18 protein-coding genes are annotated in these 23035 nt (G+C 56.8%); 11 read left to right on the top strand and 7 right to left on the bottom strand.

What is annotated here, in order from left to right:
* Positions 1–3 precede the first annotated feature (3 nt).
* A complete protein-coding gene (locus EDI29_RS21325) occupies positions 4–681 on the bottom strand; it encodes an amino acid ABC transporter permease (protein WP_137742477.1) in 678 nt (225 codons plus the stop codon).
* A 150-nt stretch (positions 682–831) separates the two neighbouring features.
* Here EDI29_RS21325 and EDI29_RS21320 point away from each other — a divergent pair, with 150 nt between their 5' ends.
* Positions 832–2241 (top strand): MmgE/PrpD family protein, encoded by a 1410-nt coding sequence (locus EDI29_RS21320; protein ID WP_137742476.1) that lies wholly within the window; start codon positions 832–834, stop codon positions 2239–2241.
* Positions 2242–2275: 34 nt separating this feature from the next.
* On the opposite strand, the gene EDI29_RS21315 is transcribed toward EDI29_RS21320, so the two are convergent.
* From EDI29_RS21315 to EDI29_RS21305, 3 genes are all read right to left on the bottom strand, one after another.
* Positions 2276–3109 (bottom strand): transporter substrate-binding domain-containing protein, encoded by an 834-nt coding sequence (locus EDI29_RS21315; RefSeq protein ID WP_137742475.1) that lies wholly within the window; start codon positions 3107–3109, stop codon positions 2276–2278.
* A gap of 317 nt (positions 3110–3426) precedes the next feature.
* Entirely contained in the window at positions 3427–4641 is a 1215-nt protein-coding gene (locus EDI29_RS21310) for a sensor histidine kinase (RefSeq protein WP_137742474.1), read from the bottom strand.
* A 5-nt stretch (positions 4642–4646) separates the two neighbouring features.
* The gene (locus EDI29_RS21305) at positions 4647–5336 is read right to left on the bottom strand and encodes a response regulator transcription factor (RefSeq protein ID WP_137742473.1); all 690 of its coding nucleotides are present in this window, start codon (positions 5334–5336) and stop codon (positions 4647–4649) included.
* A 153-nt stretch (positions 5337–5489) separates the two neighbouring features.
* Between EDI29_RS21305 and EDI29_RS21300 the strand changes: the two genes are divergently transcribed.
* The 3 genes from EDI29_RS21300 to EDI29_RS21290 are packed head-to-tail and all read left to right on the top strand — an operon-like array spanning position 5490 to position 10487.
* The gene (locus EDI29_RS21300; RefSeq protein WP_137742472.1) at positions 5490–6305 is read left to right on the top strand and encodes a MipA/OmpV family protein; all 816 of its coding nucleotides are present in this window, start codon (positions 5490–5492) and stop codon (positions 6303–6305) included.
* Positions 6306–6327: 22 nt separating this feature from the next.
* Positions 6328–7410: an efflux RND transporter periplasmic adaptor subunit gene (locus EDI29_RS21295; RefSeq protein ID WP_137742471.1), complete on the top strand. Its 1083-nt coding sequence runs from the start codon at positions 6328–6330 to the stop codon at positions 7408–7410.
* Positions 7410–10487 (top strand): efflux RND transporter permease subunit, encoded by a 3078-nt coding sequence (locus EDI29_RS21290; RefSeq protein WP_137742470.1) that lies wholly within the window; start codon positions 7410–7412, stop codon positions 10485–10487. The genes EDI29_RS21295 and EDI29_RS21290 overlap by 1 nt, the downstream gene beginning before the upstream one ends.
* 58 nt (positions 10488–10545) lie before the next feature.
* Here EDI29_RS21290 and EDI29_RS21285 read toward each other — a convergent pair whose 3' ends face one another.
* From EDI29_RS21285 to EDI29_RS21275, 3 genes are read right to left on the bottom strand one after another with little or no spacing between them, the layout of a single operon-like run.
* Positions 10546–11727 (bottom strand): mandelate racemase/muconate lactonizing enzyme family protein, encoded by a 1182-nt coding sequence (locus tag EDI29_RS21285; RefSeq protein ID WP_137742469.1) that lies wholly within the window; start codon positions 11725–11727, stop codon positions 10546–10548.
* A 41-nt stretch (positions 11728–11768) separates the two neighbouring features.
* A complete protein-coding gene (locus EDI29_RS21280; RefSeq protein ID WP_137742468.1) occupies positions 11769–12503 on the bottom strand; it encodes an alpha/beta fold hydrolase in 735 nt (244 codons plus the stop codon).
* Complete coding sequence (locus EDI29_RS21275; protein ID WP_137742467.1) at positions 12493–13986, bottom strand: Sapep family Mn(2+)-dependent dipeptidase; 1494 nt, start codon at positions 13984–13986, stop codon at positions 12493–12495. The genes EDI29_RS21280 and EDI29_RS21275 overlap by 11 nt, the downstream gene beginning before the upstream one ends.
* Positions 13987–14234: 248 nt before the next feature.
* Between EDI29_RS21275 and EDI29_RS21270 the strand changes: the two genes are divergently transcribed.
* The 7 genes from EDI29_RS21270 to EDI29_RS21240 form a co-directional block, all read left to right on the top strand.
* On the top strand, positions 14235–16316 hold the full coding sequence (locus EDI29_RS21270; protein WP_137742466.1) for a hydantoinase/oxoprolinase family protein: 2082 nt from the start codon (positions 14235–14237) through the stop codon (positions 16314–16316).
* Positions 16313–18319 (top strand): hydantoinase B/oxoprolinase family protein, encoded by a 2007-nt coding sequence (locus EDI29_RS21265; protein ID WP_137742465.1) that lies wholly within the window; start codon positions 16313–16315, stop codon positions 18317–18319. The genes EDI29_RS21270 and EDI29_RS21265 overlap by 4 nt, the downstream gene beginning before the upstream one ends.
* Positions 18320–18334: 15 nt before the next feature.
* On the top strand, positions 18335–19420 hold the full coding sequence (locus EDI29_RS21260) for an ABC transporter substrate-binding protein (RefSeq protein ID WP_137742464.1): 1086 nt from the start codon (positions 18335–18337) through the stop codon (positions 19418–19420).
* Positions 19417–20514, top strand: a complete 1098-nt coding sequence (locus EDI29_RS21255; RefSeq protein ID WP_137742463.1) for an ABC transporter ATP-binding protein — start codon at positions 19417–19419, stop codon at positions 20512–20514. The genes EDI29_RS21260 and EDI29_RS21255 overlap by 4 nt, the downstream gene beginning before the upstream one ends.
* Positions 20511–21392, top strand: coding sequence for an ABC transporter permease (locus tag EDI29_RS21250; protein ID WP_137742462.1), 882 nt, complete (start codon positions 20511–20513; stop codon positions 21390–21392). Before EDI29_RS21255 ends, EDI29_RS21250 begins: the two co-directional genes overlap by 4 nt.
* On the top strand, positions 21382–22188 hold the full coding sequence (locus tag EDI29_RS21245) for an ABC transporter permease (RefSeq protein WP_137742461.1): 807 nt from the start codon (positions 21382–21384) through the stop codon (positions 22186–22188). Before EDI29_RS21250 ends, EDI29_RS21245 begins: the two co-directional genes overlap by 11 nt.
* A 144-nt stretch (positions 22189–22332) precedes the next feature.
* Positions 22333–23035: ATP-binding cassette domain-containing protein (locus EDI29_RS21240; protein WP_137742460.1), on the top strand; the 703-nt coding region annotated here is incomplete at its 3' end.

Here is a 23035-nt window from a genome sequence, read left to right as displayed (position 1 = left end):
TCCTTACGCGAGCCGACGGTCTGCCAGCGACAGCCGTTTCTCAATATGTTGACTGAACAGGCTAATCAGCAGCAGCAGGGTGAAGTACATCACGGCCACCAGGCTGTAGACCTCCAGCGGTCGATAGGTTTGGCTGTTGAGCTGCATCGCCTGATAAAGCAGTTCGCTATAGGCCAGTGATGACGCCAATGATGTGGATTTGATGAGTTCGAACGAACGCTCAATAAAAGGTGGGATCATCCTGCGCAATGCCTGCGGGAGAATGACGCGTCGTAGCGCGGTGGATTTTGGCATGCCCAGTGCTTTTGCCCCTTCCCACTGCCCTGCGTGAATAGAGGAGATAGCGCCACGGTAAACTTCGGCATAAAAGGCACCGGACTGTGCTGACAGCGCGATCACGGCGGCGGTGAAAGGCGAAAATGTTAAGGGCGTAATAACGGGCAGGGCATAGTAAATCCAGAAAAAATGCACAATCGCTGGCGTATTACGATAGAAGCCAATCAGCATCACGGCAGGAAGACGTAATAACCATCGAGGCGACATTTTCATCGCGGCAAGTACCATGCCTGCCAACATCCCGATCAGGATACTGGTGGCACCAATCTTTATCGTTCCCCATAGCCCCTCCAACAGCAGTTGGTGGTAAGGCCAGATGGCAGAAAAATCCCACTGATACGACATTGATGCAGAGCCCCTGGAAACAACGTAATTAGGAAATAGGTTTCTTATTTTGTTAGAACCTATGCATCTTAGCAGGTCGAAAAAATGATAAATAAATAATAAAACGTGGTGCTAATATTCCTTTTATGTATAACAAATGACGATTTTTCGATGACTCACTCTGCCGTATCATCTCTGACGTTGCGTTTGGCGACGTTTGCCCATCGATTGACGATTCAGGACATCCCCGCCGTATTAAGAAGAAAGATCGTGCTGCATTTTATCGACAGCCTGGGCTGCGGCATGGCAGGCGCAAACAGTCAGGTGGTGCGGGACTGTGCGCGTGTCACCCGCTTGCACTATGCCGCAGGCAACAGCCCAATCTTGGACGGTGGCGCGCCGCTGGCGGCTATTGGTGCCGCGTTTTTGAATGCGACGGCGATCAATGCGCTGGATTACGATGATGGCTATGAAGTTGCCGGACGCGGCATGGGGCACCCCGGTGCCTCGCTGGTTGCCGCTACGCTGGCAGCATTAGGAACGCGCCCGATCGATGGCGAAACGCTGATCTGTGCGCTGGCTGCGGCGTATGAAATTAATGGCCGGATCATTCAGTCTCAGCAACCGAGTCAGGCGCGTTTTCAGCAGGTTTACGGCGTGTGCCAGCATGAATCCATCGGAGCGGCAGTGGTCTACGGATTGCTCACGGGGTGTGATGCTGAAGGACTAGAGAACGCCATCGGTCTGGCGGCATCGCTGACGCCGTTGCCCAGCTTGCACAAATACAACTGGCAGCAGCGACCGCTGGTTTCCTTTAAGGATTACAACGCGCCAGCCGCGGAGGCGGGCGTCCGTGCCGTCGAGCTGCATCGTGGCGGGATTATCGGTCCAAGGGATGTGCTGTCCGGTGAGCAGGGGTTCTGGCGCATGATGGGGTCAGATCGTTTTGATGAGTCGCTATTACTGACTGGACTGGGCGAGCAGTGGGCGCTTCAGCACGCCAGTTTCAAAGCGTATCCGACCTGTCGCTGGATACATACCGCACTGGAATCCTTCGAACGTGTACAGCACGAACGGGCGCTGGCACCGCAGGATATCGACGTTATTCGGGTCAAAGGCAGCCAAAGGCTGGCCGCTGATTTTATGGATAGGCGACCGCAAAATGAAACGGATGCGCAGTTCAGCCTGCCGTTTGCGCTGGCCTGTCTGTCCTACCGTATTCCGCGCCATCGCTGGAGTGCCAATGAGACCTTAGCCAACCCGGTGCTTCAGGCGCTGGCCGATAAGGTTCAGGTTGAGGTGTCTCCCGAGCTTGACCGGCTTATGGCGCAGGAACGTCGCCCGGTGTTGCAGGTTGATGTTGTCACGCGGGGTCACGTTGTGGTGGGGGAACGCATTGCGTTTCCGCTGGGCTGCGCGGAACATCCGTTAGCGGAAAGCCGCATTATGGCGAAATTTGCGGAGAATCTATCATCCCGACTTGCCCTAACAAATGTTGCGGAGGCAACGGCGGCGTTATCCAAACTTGAACAATGTCAGGATGTCGCCGCGCTGCTGACCCCGCTAATGGGGGTGTCCTGAATCCGTTCAGGACCGTTCTGTTATCCGATGCCAATTATTTCCAGTCTTCTTTAATCACCGATGGCACTTTGCTGACGTCCACGCCGCGCAGTTTGAGGGCTTGTTCATAGTAGTGCTGCGTCTTGCCAGATTTATACAGCTTGGCAAACTCGTCATTCAGGAAGTTATGGAAGGTCTGGTCGGTTTCTTTACGGATGGCTCCGCTGGTGCTGACCTCGATAATCGGCTTCGGCAGAATCAAATTACCTTTGCCGACCTTAGCCTGTTGCAGCGCCAGAGCAGGGTGGAAATAGGACAGGGCATCGACACGACCAGCATAGAATGCGGCTACGCCTTCATCCATATTCGGGAAGCGCACCAACTGTGCTTTTGGCAGACGCTTGGTCAGAATCAGATCCGGGCTGGAGCCTAGCGTGACGCCAATCTTAACATCTTCACGATTGAGATCATCCCAGTTGGTGACGGCAATACCGTCGCGAATCAACACGCCCTGCGCATACCAAAAGAAAGGCTGCTCAGGAAAATCGACTGCTTTTTTCCGCTCTTCCGTCGGATCGAGTACCAGCATGGTATCGATCTGACCCGTTTGTAAGGCAGCAATCGCGTTACCCCAGGTGGTTTCGACCGTCACTAGCTTCACGCCAAGATCGCTGGCTAACTCTTTGCCGATGTTATAGCCGATGCCGTCCCATTCTCCGGTCGAGGGATTTTTAAAATACCACGGTTCGCCCTGTGCTACGCCGATGCGTAATTCACCGGTCTGTTTGATGTGTTGCCACGTTGAGGGCTGTGTTTCCGCAGCCTGACTGAAGAAGGCGGCGCTAACTAGCGTCATCGCCATGAATACCTGGTGAAGAGAACGTTTCATTATTATTACCCTGATGAGTGAGTTTTAATCGAGGCGATATATTTCGCTCATGCAGAGTAGCGAAATACTTATAGCGAAATTATTCTTTTTCGCCTTATCTCATTCCAGATAAATATAAGTATTGGTTAGGAGAAAAACTGTGTTGGACGACGGTGAACCTCGCCGTAGGGCGTGGCGTCTGGGGTGGTTGCGCTTGTCTCATCATTTAACCGATAAGTATTACATTATTTCCCCATGTTTTTGCCCGCGAAAAGGCATAGCAATAATTTCGCTATGCTTTTTCATTATTAGTTATTGAACAGCGGCATGTTGCTACGTCAGGCGCAGTGTGGCAGCGTCATCACGATGGTAAGTCCACCGCCATTGTTGAGCTCTGCATAAATAGCGCCGCCATGTGCGGTGATAATCGCTGAGGCGATAGATAGCCCAAGCCCGCTGCCGCCGGAATGTCTCCCACGTGAATGCTCGGCGCGCCAGAAGCGGTCGAAAAGCAGGGGAAGCGATTCTGCCTCAATCCCCGGTCCGTGGTCAGAAACCGTAATTTGCCAGCATGGCACGTTTTCGCGCACCGCCATTTCACGAGCGGCAATTTCACGTACCTCAATCGCCAGATAGCGGCCATCGCTGGCGTAACTTAAGGCGTTTTCGATCAGAATGGAGAATACCTGCCCCAATCGTTCGCGGTCGGCAATACAAAAGTCATGTTGTTCGATATGCACATGAGTCTGAAACTCAGCCTGCGCTAGCTGAGGCCGATACCAGGTAAGCCGCTCAGTGACGATCTCGTCGAAATACAGCGGCGTTTTGACCAGTTGCAACTGTCCGGCTCTGGCGAGTGAAAGGAAGTGCAGATCCTGAATCACGTGATTAAGCTGTTCGAGCTGTTTGATGACCATTGTCAGCTGTGATGTATCACGCGGGAAGACGTCATCAAGCATGCCCTGAACGCGCCCCATTGCTGCATTTAGCGGCGTACGCAGTTCGTGGGCTAACGCCGCGCTGGATTCGCGCAGTTCCCGTTCATAGCGCTCCAACTGTGCGGTCATATTGTTAAAATCGTCCGCCAGCGTAATCAGTTCCATCGGTGCCTGCTCGACAAGCTGCGTGCGAGCATCAAATTTTCCCTGCGCGACATCGCGGGCGGCGCTGGCGATATTAGAAAATTGCTGTGACAGCGGCCGCGCCCGCCACAGCACGATGACAACCACGGTCGGTAAGGCGATCAAGACCATGATCGCCAGCACCAGCCAGTCGGTGCTGGCAATATTCGGCACAAAGAAATCCGGGCCGTAATACTGATTGATAATCTGTTGGTAGCGAGGATTGCCGTAATCTTCCTGTTTGCTTAACTGCTGAAACTCAGCTCGCACCTCGTCCGGCATGTGCTGTTCGACGTAGATATTGTTAATGGCGAAGCGTAGCCACATGAGGGTGGCGATGATGAGTAGGGTGGCGAGGAGCAGAGAAATAATACGAAAGCACAGCCAGCGCCACAGCGACATGTTTTCTGACAGAAAGATCGACTTTTTCATCAGGTTCACCGGAAGCGATAACCGACAGAACGGACGGTGACGAGCACGTTGATGATATCGTACTGGTTGAGTTTCTTCCTGAGGTTGTGGACGTGGGTATCCACCACGCGTTCCAGCGCATCGCTTTCTGGCAGGCTGGCTTCCAGCAGTTCACTGCGAGTGAAGGCGCGATTTGGCGCTTTGAGCAGCGTCACCAAAATATTGAATTCGGTGGGCGTGAGATCGAGAACGACGGATTCTGATGGCGATACCGCAATGCTGGCCGTCACGGAAGTTGGGTCAACCGAGAGATTTTCGAATGTCAGGATGGCATCTTCCCGGATGGCGTAGCCGGTTCGTCGTAGTACGGCCTGCACCCGCGCCACGACTTCCTGTGGGTTGTAGGGCTTGACGACATAATCATCCGCGCCGTAACGCAGCGCGCCGATTCGTTCTGGTTCATCGCCGATGGCGGTGACCATAATCACCGGAATATTACTGCGCTGCCGCAGGGCGGACAGCACCTCTGAACCATTCATTTTCGGCAGCATCACGTCCAGCAAAATCAAATCGGGTTTATTGGTCAGCGCCATGTGCAGACCCTTTTGCCCATCAGACGCGATAGACACCTGATAGCCATCGCGTCGCAGATAAGCCTCAAGCACGCTGGCGGCATCCATATCGTCTTCAATAACCAACACCCGTTTTTCTGCCATCACAACCTCTTGATGAAATCTTAAAAAACCACACAGCGTTTCTTGACCAAGCGCCAGCATAATCCGCCTCGGGGCTGAAAAGCCAACACCAATTACATTGCACCGCCGGGGAAACACCACGGTGCAAGATTACCGCGTTAAAGGGGGGGATGTATGAACATAACAACAATGATTTTATCCACCAGTCTGTCCGCTATCGTGCTATCTGGCACTGCATTCGCCGCGGAGTCGGAGGCATCATTGTCCTCGCTCTTGGGTGATCACACGGATGTTACCGTTGGCGCTGCAGCCCAGAATGCACCGCGTTACAGGGGGAGTAAAAATCGTCAAACCATGGCACTGCCTGTGCTGACGGTTCAGCGTGGTCCACTCTATTTCGATTCCTCGCACGGTATTGGCTGGCAATACCCGTCTCCTTCCGGGTTTTATCTCGATCACGCGATTGGTTACGACATGGGAAGGGATGACAAAAATAGCAATTGGCGAGCGGGTTCGAACCGGCTGAAAGGCATGGGGAAAATCAAGGGTTCGGTGATTACCACCGTAACGGCGGGGTATCAGTTTGCCCCTTGGCTGGCATTGGAAGCGAGCGGCGAATTTGCGCTGAGTGAGACAAAAAGGGGAAATCAGTACCGCGTTGGGGCAAAGAGCACGGTATGGCAGTCAGCGGCAAAAGACGATGTGCTGGCGCTGTCAGCAGACGTACTGATGGGGGATGCCCGTTTTAATCAAACCTACTACGGCGTGACGCCGCAGCAGAGTCGTCGCTCTGGGCTGGCCGCCTATCATGCCGACAAAGGCGTCTATGGCTATGCGCTGGGGGCGAACTGGACGCATCAATTTAGCCCCGCGTGGTCAACTAACGTGGCGGTGACGTCAACCTGGCTCACCGACAAGGTAGCGGACAGTCAGGTTGTGGAGCGACGCAATGATACTGGCGCAACGTTGGCCGTTCTGTATTCGTTCTGATGCCATTTGCTGAGAGGTTGTAATGATGGTTAGCCGTTTTGCCTTCTGTCTGCTGTCGGTCGTGTTGCTTAGCGGCTGTGACAGCGCTGATGATGCGCCCGTGTCACCGCCCGTCAGGCCGGTGAAAACGCTGGTGGTCATGCCTGCGATGAGCCGTGAACCTGTGACGTTGACGGGAGAGATTCGTCCGCACGAAGAAACGGTACTGGGTTTCCGTCTGGATGGTCGCATCCTGAATCGTCTGGTAGATGTAGGGTCGTCGGTGAAGCGCGGCGATGTGATTGCGACGCTCGACGCGCGCGACAGCGAAAATCAGTTGCGCAGCGCACAGGCGGATTTAGCCAGCGCAGCCTCAGCGGAACGGCTGGCGAAAAGCAACTTCTCCCGCATGAAGGCGTTAGCGCCGGGCGGGGCGATTGCGCGGGTACAGCTTGATGAGGCCCAGGCAAACTGGGATGCCGCTGTTTCCCGACGTGAAAGTGCACAGACGACGGTCAAAGGGACGCAGGAGCGCCTCGGCTATACGCAACTTACGTCCGCACAGGACGGAGTGATAACAACGGTCAGTGCCAATCCCGGTCAGGTGGTCAGTGCCGGGCAGGAAGTCGTCAGGCTGGCTTCGCTTGACGGGCGCGATGCGGTGTTTGATGTACCGGAACGCCTGGTCAATCCGTCGCTTCCCTCGCGCGTTATCCGCGTTTCACTGCTGTCTGAACCGAGCGTGCAGGCAGAGGGGCGCGTGCGGGATATCAGCCCGCAGGCTGATCCCGTTACGCGGACGTTCAGGGTGAGAGTCACCTTAACTTCGCCACCGGCGGCGATGGTGCTGGGGGCCAGCGTGAATGGTGCGATACAGCAGTCCGACACAGCTGTCATTGAACTCCCCGCGTCTGCGCTCACGCGGCAGGGGGAGCAGTCCGCTGTCTATGTCGTGAACGTAGAAACCCAGACGGTGCGTTTGCAACCGGTGACCATCGCGCGCTACAGCGACACGGCGATTTTCGTCGCCGAGGGGCTGAAAAAAGGCGACCGCGTGGTGACCGCAGGCGTCAGTAAGCTGCGACCGGATGAAAAAATTCGGCTGGATGAAGAGGGGCGTCGCTAATGGTACAAGAACCGCAATCGGCCGCACGCTTTAATCTGTCCGCCTGGGCGCTGGCGCACCAGCAGTTTGTCGCGTTTATGATGCTGGTGATTATGGCGGCAGGCGTGATGAGCTATCAACGCTTGCCCCGTAACGAAGATCCGGCATTTACCATCAAATCTGCCGTGGTGTCTGCCGCCTGGCCGGGAGCCACGGTGAACGATACCGTGAATTTCGTCACCGATAAGCTGGAGAAAAAATTACAGGAAACGCCGTATCTCGATTACGTCGAGAGCTATACTCGCGCCGGGGAATCGGTGGTTTTTGTTAACCTGCGCGACGATACGCCGCCTTCCGCCGTGCCGAATATCTGGTATACGGTGCGTAAGAAAATGACCGATATCGCCAGTTCGCTCCCCGATGGCGTCAGCCCACCGGCCGTCAATGATGAGTTTGATGATACGTTTGGTACGATTTATGGCTTCACTGCTGATGGGTTCTCACCGCGCGAATTGCGCGATCGCGTCGAGGATATTCGCTCTGCGTTACTGAGCGTGCCGGATGTCGGTAAGGTCGACATGCTGGGGGTGGAAGAAGAGCAGATTGTGGTGACCTTCTCGCCCCGCCGGCTGGCTGGATTAGGGATCGATGCGCAGCAGGTGATGGATTCACTCAAGGCGCAAAATGCGGTCACGCCCGCCGGCATTATTCGCACCTATGATGAGAAGATCGCCGTGCGCGTCAGCGGGGCGTTTACCTCTGAGCAGAGCCTGCGTCAGATTACCTTACGCATCGGTGGGAAATTTGTTCCGCTGACCGATATCGCCACCATTAGCCGTGAAACGGCGGAACCGCCGTCGCCGACGTTCCGCGTGAATGGCGAGAAAGCGATTGGGCTGGCAATCTCCATGGCACCCACTGGCAACATGCTCAATTTCGGTCAGGCCATTCGCGATAAAATAAACGTGATTGCGACGCAGCTTCCGCATGGGATTGAAATGACGCGCGTGGCCGATCAATCAGAAGTGGTGAAAGGGGCGGTCGGCGGTTTTATCAAAGTGCTGCTGGAAGCCGTTGCCATTGTGTTAGCGGTCTCGTTCGTCTCTCTTGGCAGCCGCGCCGGATTGGTCGTTGCCGCGTCCATCCCGATTGTATTGGCGATGACCTTTATTGGCATGGAGATAACCGGTATTGGCTTACAGCGCATCTCGCTTGGGGCGCTGATTATTTCGCTGGGGCTGCTGGTGGATGACGCCATGATTACGGTGGAAGCGATGGTGTCGCGGCTGGAAGAGGGCTGGGATCGCAAACGGGCGGCGGCCTGGGCGTATGAAAGTACGGCTTTTCCGATGCTGACGGGGACGCTAGTGATGATTGCCGGATTTATTCCCGTCGGGTTTGCCTCATCGAGTGCGGGCGAATACTGCTTTTCACTCTTTGTCGTGGTGTTGATCGCCTTGCTCAGCTCCTGGATCGTGGCGATTCTCTTTTCCCCGCTGCTCGGTGTCTGGCTGTTGCCAAAAACGTTTCGTCACCAGCATAACGAACCGGGACGAGTGGGCCGTCTTTATCGCCAGTGGTTGCAACGGGCGTTGGCAAAGCGGGGAATGACGTTACTCATCGCGGTGATCTTGCTGGTTGTTGCCCTGTTTGGTGCCACCCGACTGGAGGGCGAATTTTTTCCCGCATCGGACAGGCCGGAACTGCTGGTCAGCCTGACGTTGCCCGCGAACGCCTCACAGAAGGCGACGGAAGCGCAGGCAAAACGGCTGGAAGCCATTCTGAAAGATGACCCGGACGTTGACCATTTCTCTACCTATGTTGGCTCGGGGGCGGTGCGCTTTTATCTCCCGATGGATGTGTTGCTGAGTCACGAAAATATCGCGCAATTGGTGGTGGTGGCAAAAAATCTGGAGGCGCGGGATGCGCTGGCGGCAAAATTGAATCAGGTGCTTGAGCACGATTTCAGCAACATTGTGGCGCGCGTGTCCGCATTGGAATTGGGGCCGCCGGTGGGCTGGCCGCTTAAATATCGGGTCGCAGGGCCAGATATCCATCGCGTCCGCGACATTGCCCAAGGGCTTGCCAGTCTGGTGGGCAATCAGGCCGATGTGCGCGAGGTCAACCTGACGGCGGGGGAACCGGAACGTTCGGTGAACGTGGTGCTGAATCAGACTGAAGCGCGTGCGGTCGGTATCAGTTCGCAGGATGTGGCTAGCATGCTGGCGGCGATATTCTCAGGTTCAACGCTGACCTCGGTACGTGATGACAATCGACTGGTGGATGTGATCGTTCGCGGTACGCCGCAGGAGCGACGGGATGTTGCTACGATCGCGAATCTGCAAATCCCGATTGCAGATGGGCGTTCCGTACCGCTGGGACAGATTGCTACCGTGGCCTACGGCGTTGACGATCCGATTATCTGGCGGCGTCAGCGTGAACCGTTCATTACGGTGCAAATGGATGTCGCACCGGGCGTGCGGGCACCGGCGCTGTCTCAAAAACTGGCACCGGAAATTGAACGCTACCGCGCCGCGTTACCGGCGGGCTATCACATCACGGAAGGCGGCGTGGCGGCGGAGTCTGATAAAGGCAATGGCTCCGTATATGCGGTGCTGCCGGTTACGCTGTTGGTGATGCTGGTGCTATTAATGATTCAGCTCCAGCGTATTTCCCGCATGGTGCTGGCCGTCCTGACCGCGCCGTTTGGCCTGATCGGCATTGTTGCCGCGATGCTGCCGACTGGCACGCCAATGGGGTTTGTGGCGCTGCTAGGTGCGATTGCGCTGGCGGGAATGATTATTCGTAATGCCGTCATTCTGATTGGCGAAGTCGATCTGAATGTGAAAAATGGACAACCCGCCACGGAGGCGATTGTGAATGCCGCCCACCATCGTTCACGCCCGATCGTGTTGACCGCGCTGGCGGCGATCCTCGGCATGATCCCGATTGCGCATCAGGTGTTTTGGGGACCGATGGCGTACGCGATTATCGGCGGATTGATGGTGGCGACGCTGCTGACCCTGCTGGCACTGCCTGCTGCGCTGAGCCTGTTGATGCAGTGGGAAGGGCGGAAAGCGGTTAATCCTACGAAGTAGGTGCAATGTCGGCAGGTCGTGGCGCGATGCGTGGTTGCCACGACCTGTCGATACGCCGTTATTGATCGACGACGGAACCGTCGACGTGCAGTCGGGTTTTCAGGCCGCGACGACGGTAGGGGAAGCGGTTCTCCAGATCGTCCGCCAGCTCAATGCCGATGCCGGACAGTGTCGGTATCTCCATAAATCCATCTACGCATTTGAACGTGTTCTTCACCACGTCTTTTTTCCGCACGCCGTTCTCTACGCCCGTCGCACCAAATTTTTCCGACAGCGCCGGTTGGTCATCTCCTGGATACTCCAGCAGCGCAAAATTCGGGATGCTGACGGCGATCTGCAAACAGGCGGCGGTAGAAACCGGGCTAAGCGGGTTATGCGGCACCACCATCAGATCATTGGCCTCTGCCAATGCGGCCACTTTCTTCGCACCGGTAATCCCGCCGCACATGCAGACGTCAGGACGCACATAAGCGACCGCGTTGCGGCGAATCAGCATCGCGAACTCCTGCGGGTTATTCAGGCGTTCACCGGTGGCGATAGGAATATTGATTTTGTCGGCCACTTCCGCCATCGAATCGAAGTTATCCGCGCCGATAGGGTCTTCAATAAAGTAGGGATAAAACGGCTCAATGCCGCGGGCGAACACCACGGCATCGGCGGGTTTCAGGCGGCGATGGACTTCAATACACAGGTCGACATCGTTCCCGACCGCTTCCCGATAGAGGCCGATGCGTTCGATGGCTTCACCGATCTCTTTGGCGTGGGTGGTGAAATAAGGTGTATCGCGCGACTCATCCAGAAACGGCGTGAGATGACCAATTGCGGTAAAGCCGTCGGCTTTGGCTTTTTTCAGATTGGCGATGGTCTCTTCTGTGGTTCGTCCTCCCGCGTGGGCATAAACGCGCGCCTTGTCGCGGCAGCGGCCGCCCAGCAGGTTATAAACCGGTGTGTCGTAATACTTGCCTGCGATGTCCCACAGGGCAATATCAATCGCGCTGATGGCACCCATGATCGCGGCACCACGGAAATGCCAGCAGCGGTACATATACTGCCAGTGATGCTCAATGCGCAGCGGGTCTTGCCCGATCAGATACGTGCGCAATGCCTCGACGGCCCCTTTGGAGGCATCGAGAAAGCCCCAGGCACCGGATTCGCCAATGCCCGTCAGTCCCTCGTCAGTGGTGACCTCAACAAACATATAGCGGTTCGCGAGAATCACGCGCACGTCGGTAATTTTCATCAATCCTTTCCTTAAATTAGCCTGCTTAGCATTGAGTCTAATCACAGAGGCGTGCGGGTTGTCAACGCTGACGTCAGCAGCGTGGTGAGCGCATCCGGTGTGTCGATCATCGCATCGTGGTCGCTGTCGAGCGTCAGAAATCGCCAGGTCGGATCGGTCTGAGCGCGTTGTACTGAGGTAGTGAGGTAATTGCCCGCCGCGCGCGTGCAGCGGATGTAGGTCTTCTTCAGCGTCGGTGGTGCGGGTGCCAGTGCGACGGGTTCAAAGTAGGTGTTTACCGGCTGCGGTGTCAGGCGGGAATCGACCCACTCGCGATCGGCTTCGTTCACGCCAAACAGCAGTGACGGAAGCGGGGGAATGTGCCACGTGGGGTCGCGCGCCGCCTGTGTCTGGTAGGCGGCGATGAGATCGGGCGCGTGATCCAGCAACTTTTCGCCCGGTGTGGGTAAAAACGCATCTAGCAGAATCAGGTGGCTGACGACATCAGGTAGTTGATACGCGGCGGCCGTAGCGGGAAAGCCGCCGTAGCTGTGGCCGACCAATGTCACATCGCACCAGCCCTGTTGGCGGATCGTGTCGGTAATATCGTGAATGTGGGTGGACAGGTTAATGCCGCGCGATAGCTCGTCACGGCGTTCTGCCAGCCCGGTGAGCGTCAATGCCGAAGAGGCAAAACCTGCGGCGGTAAGTCGCTCGGTCACTCGCGACCAGCACCAGCCGCCGTGCCAGGCACCGTGTATCAATACAAACGTGGTGGCGTGGGCGTCAACCGACATGGGAAGGATTCTCCTGATTCTGCGCATACAGCGCCGCATCCAGCCGTACCAGCGCAATTACATAGACCGGCAGTGCCGCCAGCAGCGAGGGCAGATGGATCACTTCGTCTGCGCCGTGCGGTAAGCCGTGGCCGATAGGCAGGAAGTCCGGGCTATTGGCCTCGGTACGCAGGTAGCCGGGGCCGAACGTAATCGCACGCGGCAGCACTTTGGAATGCGTTACGCCCCCCATTGAATAGGCTGGGTCTGCACGGCCTGTCACATCGTGCCAGCTCTGCTGCAAGACCTGCCGCGTGCTGTCCTCTTCCGGCAGATAAAACGGTGGCACATCACGCCATCCGTCCACCAGCGAGATGTCGGTTGCCACTGTGGCAAGTTGGTCGCGTAATGCTGCGATGATCGCGTTTCCTTCCCGCGTCACCGGATAGCGAATGTCGGCAAGGAGAGTCAGTGAACCGGGAATGGTCGACTGCCAGAGGCCCGCGTTCAGCGTCAGCCTGCCCGACGGCGTATCCTCCTGCGCCAGCCCAATATGTTCGCCATAGGGAGAAGCGAAAATCTGCTGTAGCTGCGCGGCTAGCGTGCGTTCCCGTTCTGGCAGCAGTTCCAGCTCGCGTAATGCGTCCAGCAGCACTACTGCGGCGCTGAGCGTGCCGTCAGGGAAGGCTGCATGGCCGGCAATACCCTGCGCCTGTAGCGTGATCCCCTGTTCGGCGGGGATCAGCGTGATGCGTCCGGCACCCAGACTGCGCAGCCTATCGATGCTGAGATCGCGGGGCGCATTGGCGAGCGTGATCTGCGCGGTGGCAGGAATACTGTTGGCCGCGTTGCCAGCAGTCAGGTTCGCCAGCACGCCCGCTTCGGCAATGTGCAGCCGGAACGCGATTTGCCCTTTCTGCGCATAGTTCACCGGAAATTTCCCGTCGGTGACCAGAGAAATACGCGGTACTGGCCCGTGTTGGGCAAACCAGGCGAGATCGGCCATATCGGTCTCTTCCGCCAACCCATAAACGATGCGCAGATTGTGATGCAGGGGAATATCCAGCGCGCGGATCAGCTTGAGCAAATAGAGATCGAGGATTGCGGGGCCTTTGTTGTCAGCAACGCCGCGTCCGATCAGAAAATCACCGCGACGCGTCAGCGCAAACGGCGGGTACGTCCAGTGTTCACCTGCGGGTACAACATCAAGGTGGCTAATCAGGCCGATATCCTCGCTGTGCTCGCCATAAATCACCGAACCCGCGTAGCCCTCATGACGCTCGGTACGGAACCCAGCCTGTTCCGCCAGTGTCAACGCGGTATCCAATATGCGGGCGCACTCGGGGCCAAATGGCGCGCCCGGCTGAGTGAGATCGGCGCGGCTAACGCTGGGAATGGCAATCCACGTCGCCAGCTCATCAATCAGCGAGTCACGCTGTGCGGCAATCCAGCGCTCGATTTTGGGTAACAGGGCGCTTTCTTGTGGGGTAAGGGCTGTGGACATACTTTCCTCCATTAAGTGACCAAATAACATAAAACATCTGCCCGCTGCGCCTTAGCATGATTCTGGCTATGGATATCTGTAGGCGGCATATATCGCTGGCTAATCCCAAATTTTGGCAAACGATAGCGAAATTTATTATTCGTCCCACTTCCTGCTGACATGGTAACTACGAGGTTATTAACGACAGCTTATTATTTATAACGCTTGGTATTTTTTGGCGCATCGCGTCTTTTCATCAGGAGAACGGGGTGAACACACTTGCGACGACTGGCGCGCGGGTAGGGGTGGACGTCGGCGGCACCTTTACCGATTTTGTTTTATTCGACCCTATTCAGCAGCGGTATTTTTTTCATAAACAGCCGAGTACGCCAGAGGATCCGGCGCATGCCGTGCGTGACGGATTGTTGGCGCTTCTGCATAAGAGCGATCTACCGGCTTCTGCGATAGCGTTCCTGTTGCACGGCACGACGCTCGGGCTCAACGCGATTATTCAGCGGCGCGGTGCGCGTATTGCGCTGGTTGTTAGCCGAGGTTTTCGCGATGTGTTGGAAATTGGTCGTGCCCGCCTGCCGTCTTCTTTTGATTTTCATGCCGATCGTGAACCGCCCTTTCTGCCGCGCCAGCGTGTGCTGGAGATCCCGGCGCGTTTTACCCCGCAGGGAGAGTGGTCATCGCGTCCAACGGCAGAGGATATCGCTACGCTGGCGACACAGATACAGGAGCTGGAGGTCAGTGCGGTCGCGCTAATGACGATTAACGGCTATGCCAACCCGCAGGCAGAGGCCGAGCTGGCACAGCAAATCGGCGAGCAACTGTTGGATATTCCCGTGCTGTCTGCCGCGCAGCTGTGGCCGGAGATACGTGAATATGAGCGCACGCTGGTCGCCGGGCTTAACGCTTATATTCAGCCGCTGATGCAGCGTTATTTTTCCCGACTGGCGGCGTTGTTACAACAGGAGGCCATCAGCGCCCAACTGCTGATCACGGCGTCTAACGGCGGTGTGCTGCCGTTAGAGAGTGCGCGGCAACGTCCGGTTGATACCTTGCTCTCCGGTCCGGCTTCTGGCGTCAGTGCCGCTGCCCGGTTGGTAAAACGCGCGGGCGGCGGTGGATTTCTCTCCTTCGATATGGGGGGCACCAGTAGCGATATGTCGCTTTCGCTCGACGGTGACGTCGCTCGTGTGACGCGTACGGATATTGGTGGCCTGCCGTTGATCTTACCGGTGGTGGGCGTTTCGGCGATAGGGGCTGGCGGAGGCTCTGTCGTGCATGTGGATGATTACGGGATTTTAAAGGTTGGCCCAGAGAGTGCGGGGGCGGAACCTGGCCCGGTCGCTTATGCGCGCGGGGGCGAGCGACCAACCCTTACCGACTGCTATCTGGTGAGCGGAATTGTACCAGCGGATACCTTTCTGGGCGGGACGATGCCGCTGGATGTCGCGCGTGCCCGAACGGCGTTGACGAATCTGGCGATACGGCTTGGGTTTTCAGATGAAGATGCGGCTCAGCAGGCGGCCAGTGGGGCATTAGCGGTCGCGACGACGCAGATGGCGACCGAATTGAATAAAGTGCTGGCGCAGCAGGGAGCCTCACCAGACGTGCTGACGCTGGTGCCGTTTGGCGGCGCGGGGCCGACGCATGCCAATTTACTGGCTGACGAAGCGGGTATTTCTCGCATTCTGGTGCCGCTGCGTCCTGGGACGTTTTGCGCTCAAGGGGCGGTAACGGCGGATATTCGGCGCGATTTTGTCCGTAGCCTGCGTGTAACGGTGAGTGATGATACGCAAGCGCCTATTCTCGCCGCGCTGGCCGCGTTACGCGATCGGGCGCAGGCCTGGTTCGTGCAGCAAGGCGCGGCTTTCAGCACGCGTGTCACGCTCGGTGTGGAGGCTGACATGCGTTATACCGGGCAGGCTTACGAACTGACGGTGTCGTTAGGTGAACCGGATTCGGTCAACGTGGCCGCGCTACTGGCGGCATTTACGCAGCGACATCGGCAGCATTATGGTTTCGTCAATGCTGATGGAGAGGTTGCCTTAACGACGCTGCGTTTATCGTTAACGGCCTGGCTACCGGCGTTACCGGATGAGCACTCCACGCTCGTGACAGCAGATACTGCGCCCACCACACGCCGTTTTTACTTTCGTCAGCGCTGGCATGATGCCGCGATATGGCAACGAAACGCGCTACGTGAAGGTGATGTGCTGAAGGGCCCGGCTATCGTCGAGCAGGAGGATACTACCACGCTAATTTTACCCGGCTGGCAGGGTTCGGTGGACATGCAGGGAAACCTGCTCATCGTCAAACGTCCGATGGGAGATCAGGCATGAAGCTGGATGCGATTACGCTGGAAATTCTCAATAACAAGCTGACCGCGCTGACCGAAGAGATGTGCCATATCCTGCAACGCACGGGACGCACGCTCTATGTGAAAGAAACCGCTGATTTCTGTTGTGCTGTTGCCGATCGGCATGGCCGTTTCTTTGCCTATCCGCGTGGGATCGGGGTTTCCGGTTTTGTCGGATTGAACAGTTTGCCAACCATGCAGGCAATCAACGATCTGCAACCGGGCGATGTGATCCTGACCAACGATCCGTATCGTTCACGCGGGTTAGCCACCCATCTTCCTGACCTGCAACTGTTGGCTCCGTGGTTTATTGACGGTGAGATTGTCGCGTGGGGCTGGGCGTTCCTGCACGCTTCTGATGTGGGGGGACGAGTGCCAAGCAGTATTTCGCCAACGAACAGTGATATTTTTCAGGAAGGGCTGCAAATCCCACCGATCAGGCTGGTACGCGGCGGCGAGATTAACCGCGAGCTGATGCAACTGCTGGCGGCCAACAGCCGTACTCCGGAGGCCAATGCCGGAGATATTCAGGCGATGCTGGCGGCGCTAAATACCGGGCAGCAGCGGCTGGCACAGATTGTGCGCCTGCATGGTGTCGCCGATGTGGTGCAGGCGCAGCAGGATTTACAAGACTACGCGGCGGCGCGTTCCCGACAGGTATTACGCCGTATTCCGAATGGGACTTACACGTTTGAAGATTATCTGGACGATGCCGCAGGCAGCGGACTGCCAGTGCGACTGGCGCTCAGCGCACGGGTAGACGACGGCACTGTCCATCTGGATTTTACCGGCAGCGACGCACAGGTGGCGGCTGCCATCAATATTCCCAGCCACGGCGAGCCCCATGCCTGGCTCACGTTGCGTATTCTGGCGCTGGTTTGCACGCTCGATAAAACCGTACCACTGAATGCCGGTCTACTGGCGCCGATAACCCTTTTCGCACCGCCCGGTTCGGTGGTTAACCCGCAATTTCCCGCGGCGGTGGGGGTGCGCCACGCGACGGCGGTGCGGGTTAATGATGTGCTAAATGGTTTACTCGGTCAGGCGCTGGGTGACGTGATGCCAGCGGCCAGCGGCGGCACCATTATTCCTCTGGTGGTCGCTGAACGGGGTGGGCAAGGGCGCGAACAAAATGTTCAGGTGATAGAACCGATGGTGGGCGGCGGCGGCGCCCGATGGGGACGCGACGGCATTGATGGCCGCGACAACAGTATTTCCAATCTGGCGAACAACCCGGTCGAGATGGTTGAGGCAGAAACGCACGTTGAAATTGTGCAATACGGCCTGCGTGAGGACTCTGCGGGTGCCGGACAGTGGCGTGGCGGGATGGGACAACAGATCCATATTCGCCTGCTTCAGGACGACAGTACCATTCTGGCGCGTGGCATGGAGCGTATGGTGTTTCAGCCGTGGGGGGCGCACGGTGGCTTACCGGGTGAGCGAACCACGATGACGCTAAATCCCGGCCGTGATGATATCGAATTAGGCAAAATCGATCTGCTCAGCGTGACGCGGGGCGACGAGATTTTACTGCAAACGCCGGGCGGCGGCGGATGGGGCGATCCCTTGGCGCGCGATACTGCGGCGGTGCTGGACGATGTTGAGAACCAGTTGATTAGCGAAACGTCAGCCCGCGAACGCTATGGTGTGGTCGTTGTGAATGGCGTGCTCGATCGTGCTGAAACCGCCAGACGCCGGGCGTTCGCGTCTCAACATTCGTCATTCGGTTCTGCGCGAGATAATTGGCTGGCGGTGTTTGAGCCGACGCTGCTGACGCGCCTCAATGTCTTGTTATATCCGCTGTTGCCCGCTGAACGGCAGCGTCTTCGTCAGCAAATATTTGCTGTGGCGCTGGCACATCTGCCCGCTGGCTTTCCACAGCGAACGGCTCCTTCTATCACGCTTGCCCAACAGGGCTTTGCCGATGCTGTTGCTGCGTTAGAACGGCAGGCATCCTCGTTTTCCGCGCCGTCAACGCGCACATAATCACCAGGAGATATTATGCGAGTCACCCTTCTCAGAACGTTAGTGCTCAGTGCGCTGTCTGCCACGTTTGCCACGGCGGTGTATGCCGAGTCGGCGACGCCGCAAGCCACCGATTCGGTTGTGATCGGCGTCTATGGCGGCGATTGGGAGAAAAATATTCGCGCCGCTGGGCTAGAGCAGTTTGCGAAAGACAATAATATTAAGCTGACCGTCGTGCCGGGTGCTGACGCCGAGTGGTTTGCCAAACTGCGAGCCAGTAAAGGGCGACGGGCACCTTACGATATTGTGGTGTTCCAGCCAGACACCGTACAGCGTGCAATTGCCGCCGATCTACTGCAACCGCTCGATGCACAGCACATTCCTAATCTCGACAGGCTTTATCCCAGTGTGCAGTCGCGTTTTGTTAGTGATAACAAAACCTACGCAGCAGCGTTTAGCTTGGGGCAGCTTGGGCTGGCGTATCGCAGCGATCTGGTGAAAACACCGCCGACGAGCTGGCTGGATTTGTGGAAACCCGAATATAAGGGCCATGTGGCGATCTCCTCTCCAACCTATGCCGCGGGATTACAGTTTTTTGCCGGTCTGGTGAATGCGCTGGGCGGAAAACTGAATAACCCTGCGGATGTCGACAACGCATTTGCCAAGCTGACAGAACTGCGCGGCAACGCCGTCGCCTTCCCTGACAGTCCGGGAGCGATTCAGACGCTGCTGGAGCGAGGTGATGCCTGGATTGTGCCGTACTGGGATGGGCGCGTGTTTGCGCTCAAGCAGCAGGGGGTGAAGGTTGATTTCGTTTATCCTTCTGACGGCCCGGTGGTCGGCGCGGCTAACTGGGTGATCCCGAAAGGGGCACCGAATCTGGCGAATGCCTACAAATTGGTGAACGCACTCTCCGGCGATAAGGCGCAAAAAGCCTTTTCCGATAAATCCCTGTACGGCATGACGAATAAGGACGTGCAGTACAGCGCGACGTTAAAACAGCAGGTTCAGGTTGGCGAGGAGGCTTACAGCAAGCTGATCTGGATCGACTACGCCACCGCGACGCCGCAACTGGCCGACTGGACCAGCCGGTGGAGTAAGGCGCTGGGGGGCGGCAAATGAGTGCGGTGTCCATTGATACCGTTGTACGGGAGTTTGACGCGCACCGAGCGCTGGACGGCGTTAGCCTTGAGATTGCACAGGGAGAGTTTTTCTCCCTGCTGGGGCCGAGCGGCTGTGGTAAAACCACGCTGCTCAATATCATTGCGGGCTTTCTTGCGCCCACCGCCGGACGTGTGTGTATCAATGGGCAGGATATTACCGACTGGCCGCCTTATCGCCGCAACATCGGGATGGTGTTTCAAAATTACGCGTTATTTCCTCACTTAAGTGTTGAGGAGAATGTTGCCTATGGCCTCAAGGTCCGGCGTGTCAACCGTCAGGAGCAACAGCGGCGGGTGAAAGAGGCGCTGGATCAGGTGCGGCTCGAAGGGTTAGCGACGCGCAGGCCACATCAGTTATCCGGCGGGCAGCAGCAGCGCGTGGCTATTGCCCGTGCGCTGGCGATTGAACCGCAGGTCCTGTTGTTGGATGAGCCACTTTCTAACCTTGATGCACGGTTACGCAAAGTGATGCAGGATGAGCTGCGTGCGTTGCAGCAGCGTGTGGGGATTACGACCGTACTGGTGACGCACGATCAAGAGGAAGCCTTAACACTGTCAGATCGTATCGGCGTTCTTGGTCATGGCCGTCTTCAGCAGCTCGGTTCGCCGTGGCAGCTTTACCACGCGCCGGAAAACCGTTTTGTCGCTGAATTTATCGGGCAGGCGAATTTGTTGACGGTAAGCGCGGATGCTGCCAGTGGTCACTATGTGGCTCAGGATCATTTCGTTGCGGTGTCACAACCGCTGCGGATTGCCACCACAACCCGTGCTCTTCAGGCTCAGCGGCTGATGATTCGACCAGAACGAATTGCGCTGGCATTCGTTCCGCCCGAGGGACGGTCGGGTGTTAACCAGACCGACGCAACGGTGAAACAGGCCAGCTACGCCGGTGCGTCGGTACGCCTGACCTGCCAATTGCCCGGCGGTGGGGAGCTATTGGTGCAGGCCGATGAGCAGACGTTTTCTCGTTTGCCCGCCATCGGTGAGGCCTGCTTTTTGCACTGGCAGGTGGACGATGTTGTGATTTTACCCGCTGAGGGAGATACCGCATGAGTCCCCCGCGTCTGAAAGAGCAAAAGAACGCGTTTCCATGGTTGATGCTGACCCCCTGTCTGGTGTTCCTGCTGTTATTTTTACTCGTGCCGATTCTGCTACTGGTCGATCAAAGTCTCACGGAGGTTGACGGGCTATTGGAGCCGCTGCCGGGATTCAGCCTGACGCAATATGTCGCGGTGTTTACACAGTTCGACTACCTGTACGCGCTATGGACTACGTTGTGGGTTTCCGTGCTCACGGCCGCGTTGACCGTTCTGCTGGCCTGGCCTGCCGCCTGGCTGCTGGTGACCCTGCGCAGCCGAACGTGGCGCACGCTGCTCTACATCATTTTGATTTCTCCGTTGCTGACCAGCGTGGTGATTCGGACTTTTGCCTGGATTGTCCTGCTGGCGCAAAATGGGTTGGTTAACAGCGTATTGATGGCGACAAGCCTGATCCCGCAGCCGCTCAGCCTGTTGTGGAACATGAATGCGGTGATTATCGCCTACGTGCAGGTGATGCTGCCGTTCGCCGTGCTGCCGTTGATCACGTCGCTCAACGAAATGGCACCGTCACTACGGTTGGCATCAATGAGCCTTGGCGCGACGTCGGCACAGACGTTTAGGTGGGTCGTACTGCCGTTGACGCTCCCGGGGATGGTGACGGGCTTTGTTATCGTGTTTTCGTTAGCGGCGGGGAGCTACATCACGCCGCTGTTGATTGGCGGGCGGCTGCAACCGCTATTGCCTATCTCGATTTATCAGCAGGCGATGCAAATAGCCAATTTGCCGATGGCGGCCGCGCTGTCGCTCACGCTGCTGGTCATGACGCTGTTAGTGGCAGGGGCGGCGGGTCACGTGCTGAAACGTTGGGAGAGGAAAAACCATGGTTACTGATCGTTCGCCGGGCATCCGTTTACGTCATTACGCTGTCACGCTAGCGGGTATCCTGGTTTATGCTTTCCTTGCGCTGCCGGTGCTGGTAATTGTGTTATCCGCCTTCAGTCCTGAAACCTATCCGCAGTTCCCACCGCGCGGTATATCGCTGCGCTGGTTTCGTGCGCTGTTGGAGGACGAAAACTGGCGTTCATCACTGGGTATTAGCCTGCTATTACTGGTGATTGTCACGCCGCTGACGGTGATCGTCGGCACGTTTGCCGCTTGGGCGCTCGCGCGGCTGGAATTTCGCTATCGTGAAAGCCTTCAGGCTTTCATTTTATCACCGCTGATGATCCCACAGGTTGTATTGGGGATCGCATTGCTCTATGTCCTCATGGCTGTGGGGCTCGCGGGGAGTGTGACAGGGTTGGTGATCGGCCACATGGTGGTGGCGCTGCCTTATGTGGTTCGTACGGTCAGCGTCAGTCTGGCGGCAATGGACAGACGGCTGGAAGCGGTTTCGATGAGCCTCGGTGCCGGACGCGTATACACCTTCCTGCATATCACACTACCGCTGATTAAACCGGGTATGCTGGCAGGGGCAGTTTTCGCGGCGGTAACGTCATTCGGCGAGGTCTCGGTGAGCCTGTTCCTCAGCGCACCGGATACCATCACGGTGCCCGTCCGTATCTTCAATTACGTCGATCAAACCTTCGATCCGACGGTGAACGCCATTTCGGTAATTTTTATCGCCATTGCGGTGCTGGTGCTCATCATTATTGAGAAGCGCATCGGTTTGACCAAAATTCTTTAATTAATAATTTGATATAAAAGAACAAAGGTGATTTTTCACTGTGCATGAGTCATGTCTAAACGGTATAAGCACGGCCTTGTTTCTATATGATATAGGATATATTTTGGAGTATGTAAATTAACCACCCTAGAGGAGTTGAACAGGATGTCGACCACGCCGTTGCTGGACGTTAATCACCTGACGATTGAAACCGATACCGGGTTACGACTGGTTGATGATGTCTCTTTTTCTGTGGGAAGACGGGAAATTGTTGCACTCGTGGGAGAGTCGGGTTCGGGGAAAACCCTGAGCGCGCTGTCGCTGATGGGATTATTGCCCGCTGGCGTGCGCCACGCGGGCGGCAATATCTGTCTCAATGGTCAGATCATTGCTAATCCGGATACATTTTCCGCAGTATCTCTACGCGGTCAGCGTATGGCGACCATTTTTCAGGAGCCAATGACCAGCATGAATCCGGTGCTGAAAGTGGGTGAGCAAATTGCCGAAGTGTTGGTGAGACATCAGAAACTGAGCTGGAAACAGGCGATGCGCGACGCGGTGGCGCTGATGGAACTCGTGGGAATTATTAATCCTGCGGTTTGCGCACGACAATATATTCACCAGCTTTCCGGCGGTATGCGCCAGCGGGTGATGATTGCCAGTGCGATTAGCTGCAAACCTGACTTACTGATTGCCGATGAGCCGACGACGGCGCTGGATGTGACGATTCAGGCTCAGATTCTGACGCTGCTGCAAACGTTACAGCGTGAGATGGGCATGGGCATTTTGCTGATCACGCATGATTTAAGCGTCGTGGCTCGCTATGCGCACCGTGCGTGTGTTATGCATCGAGGACGTATTGTGGAAC

Source organism: Pectobacterium polonicum (genome assembly GCF_005497185.1).
Taxonomy (GTDB): domain Bacteria; phylum Pseudomonadota; class Gammaproteobacteria; order Enterobacterales; family Enterobacteriaceae; genus Pectobacterium; species Pectobacterium polonicum.
The sequence above is the reverse complement of the archived record's forward strand: the minus strand, read 5'-3'. Positions and strand labels throughout refer to the sequence as shown.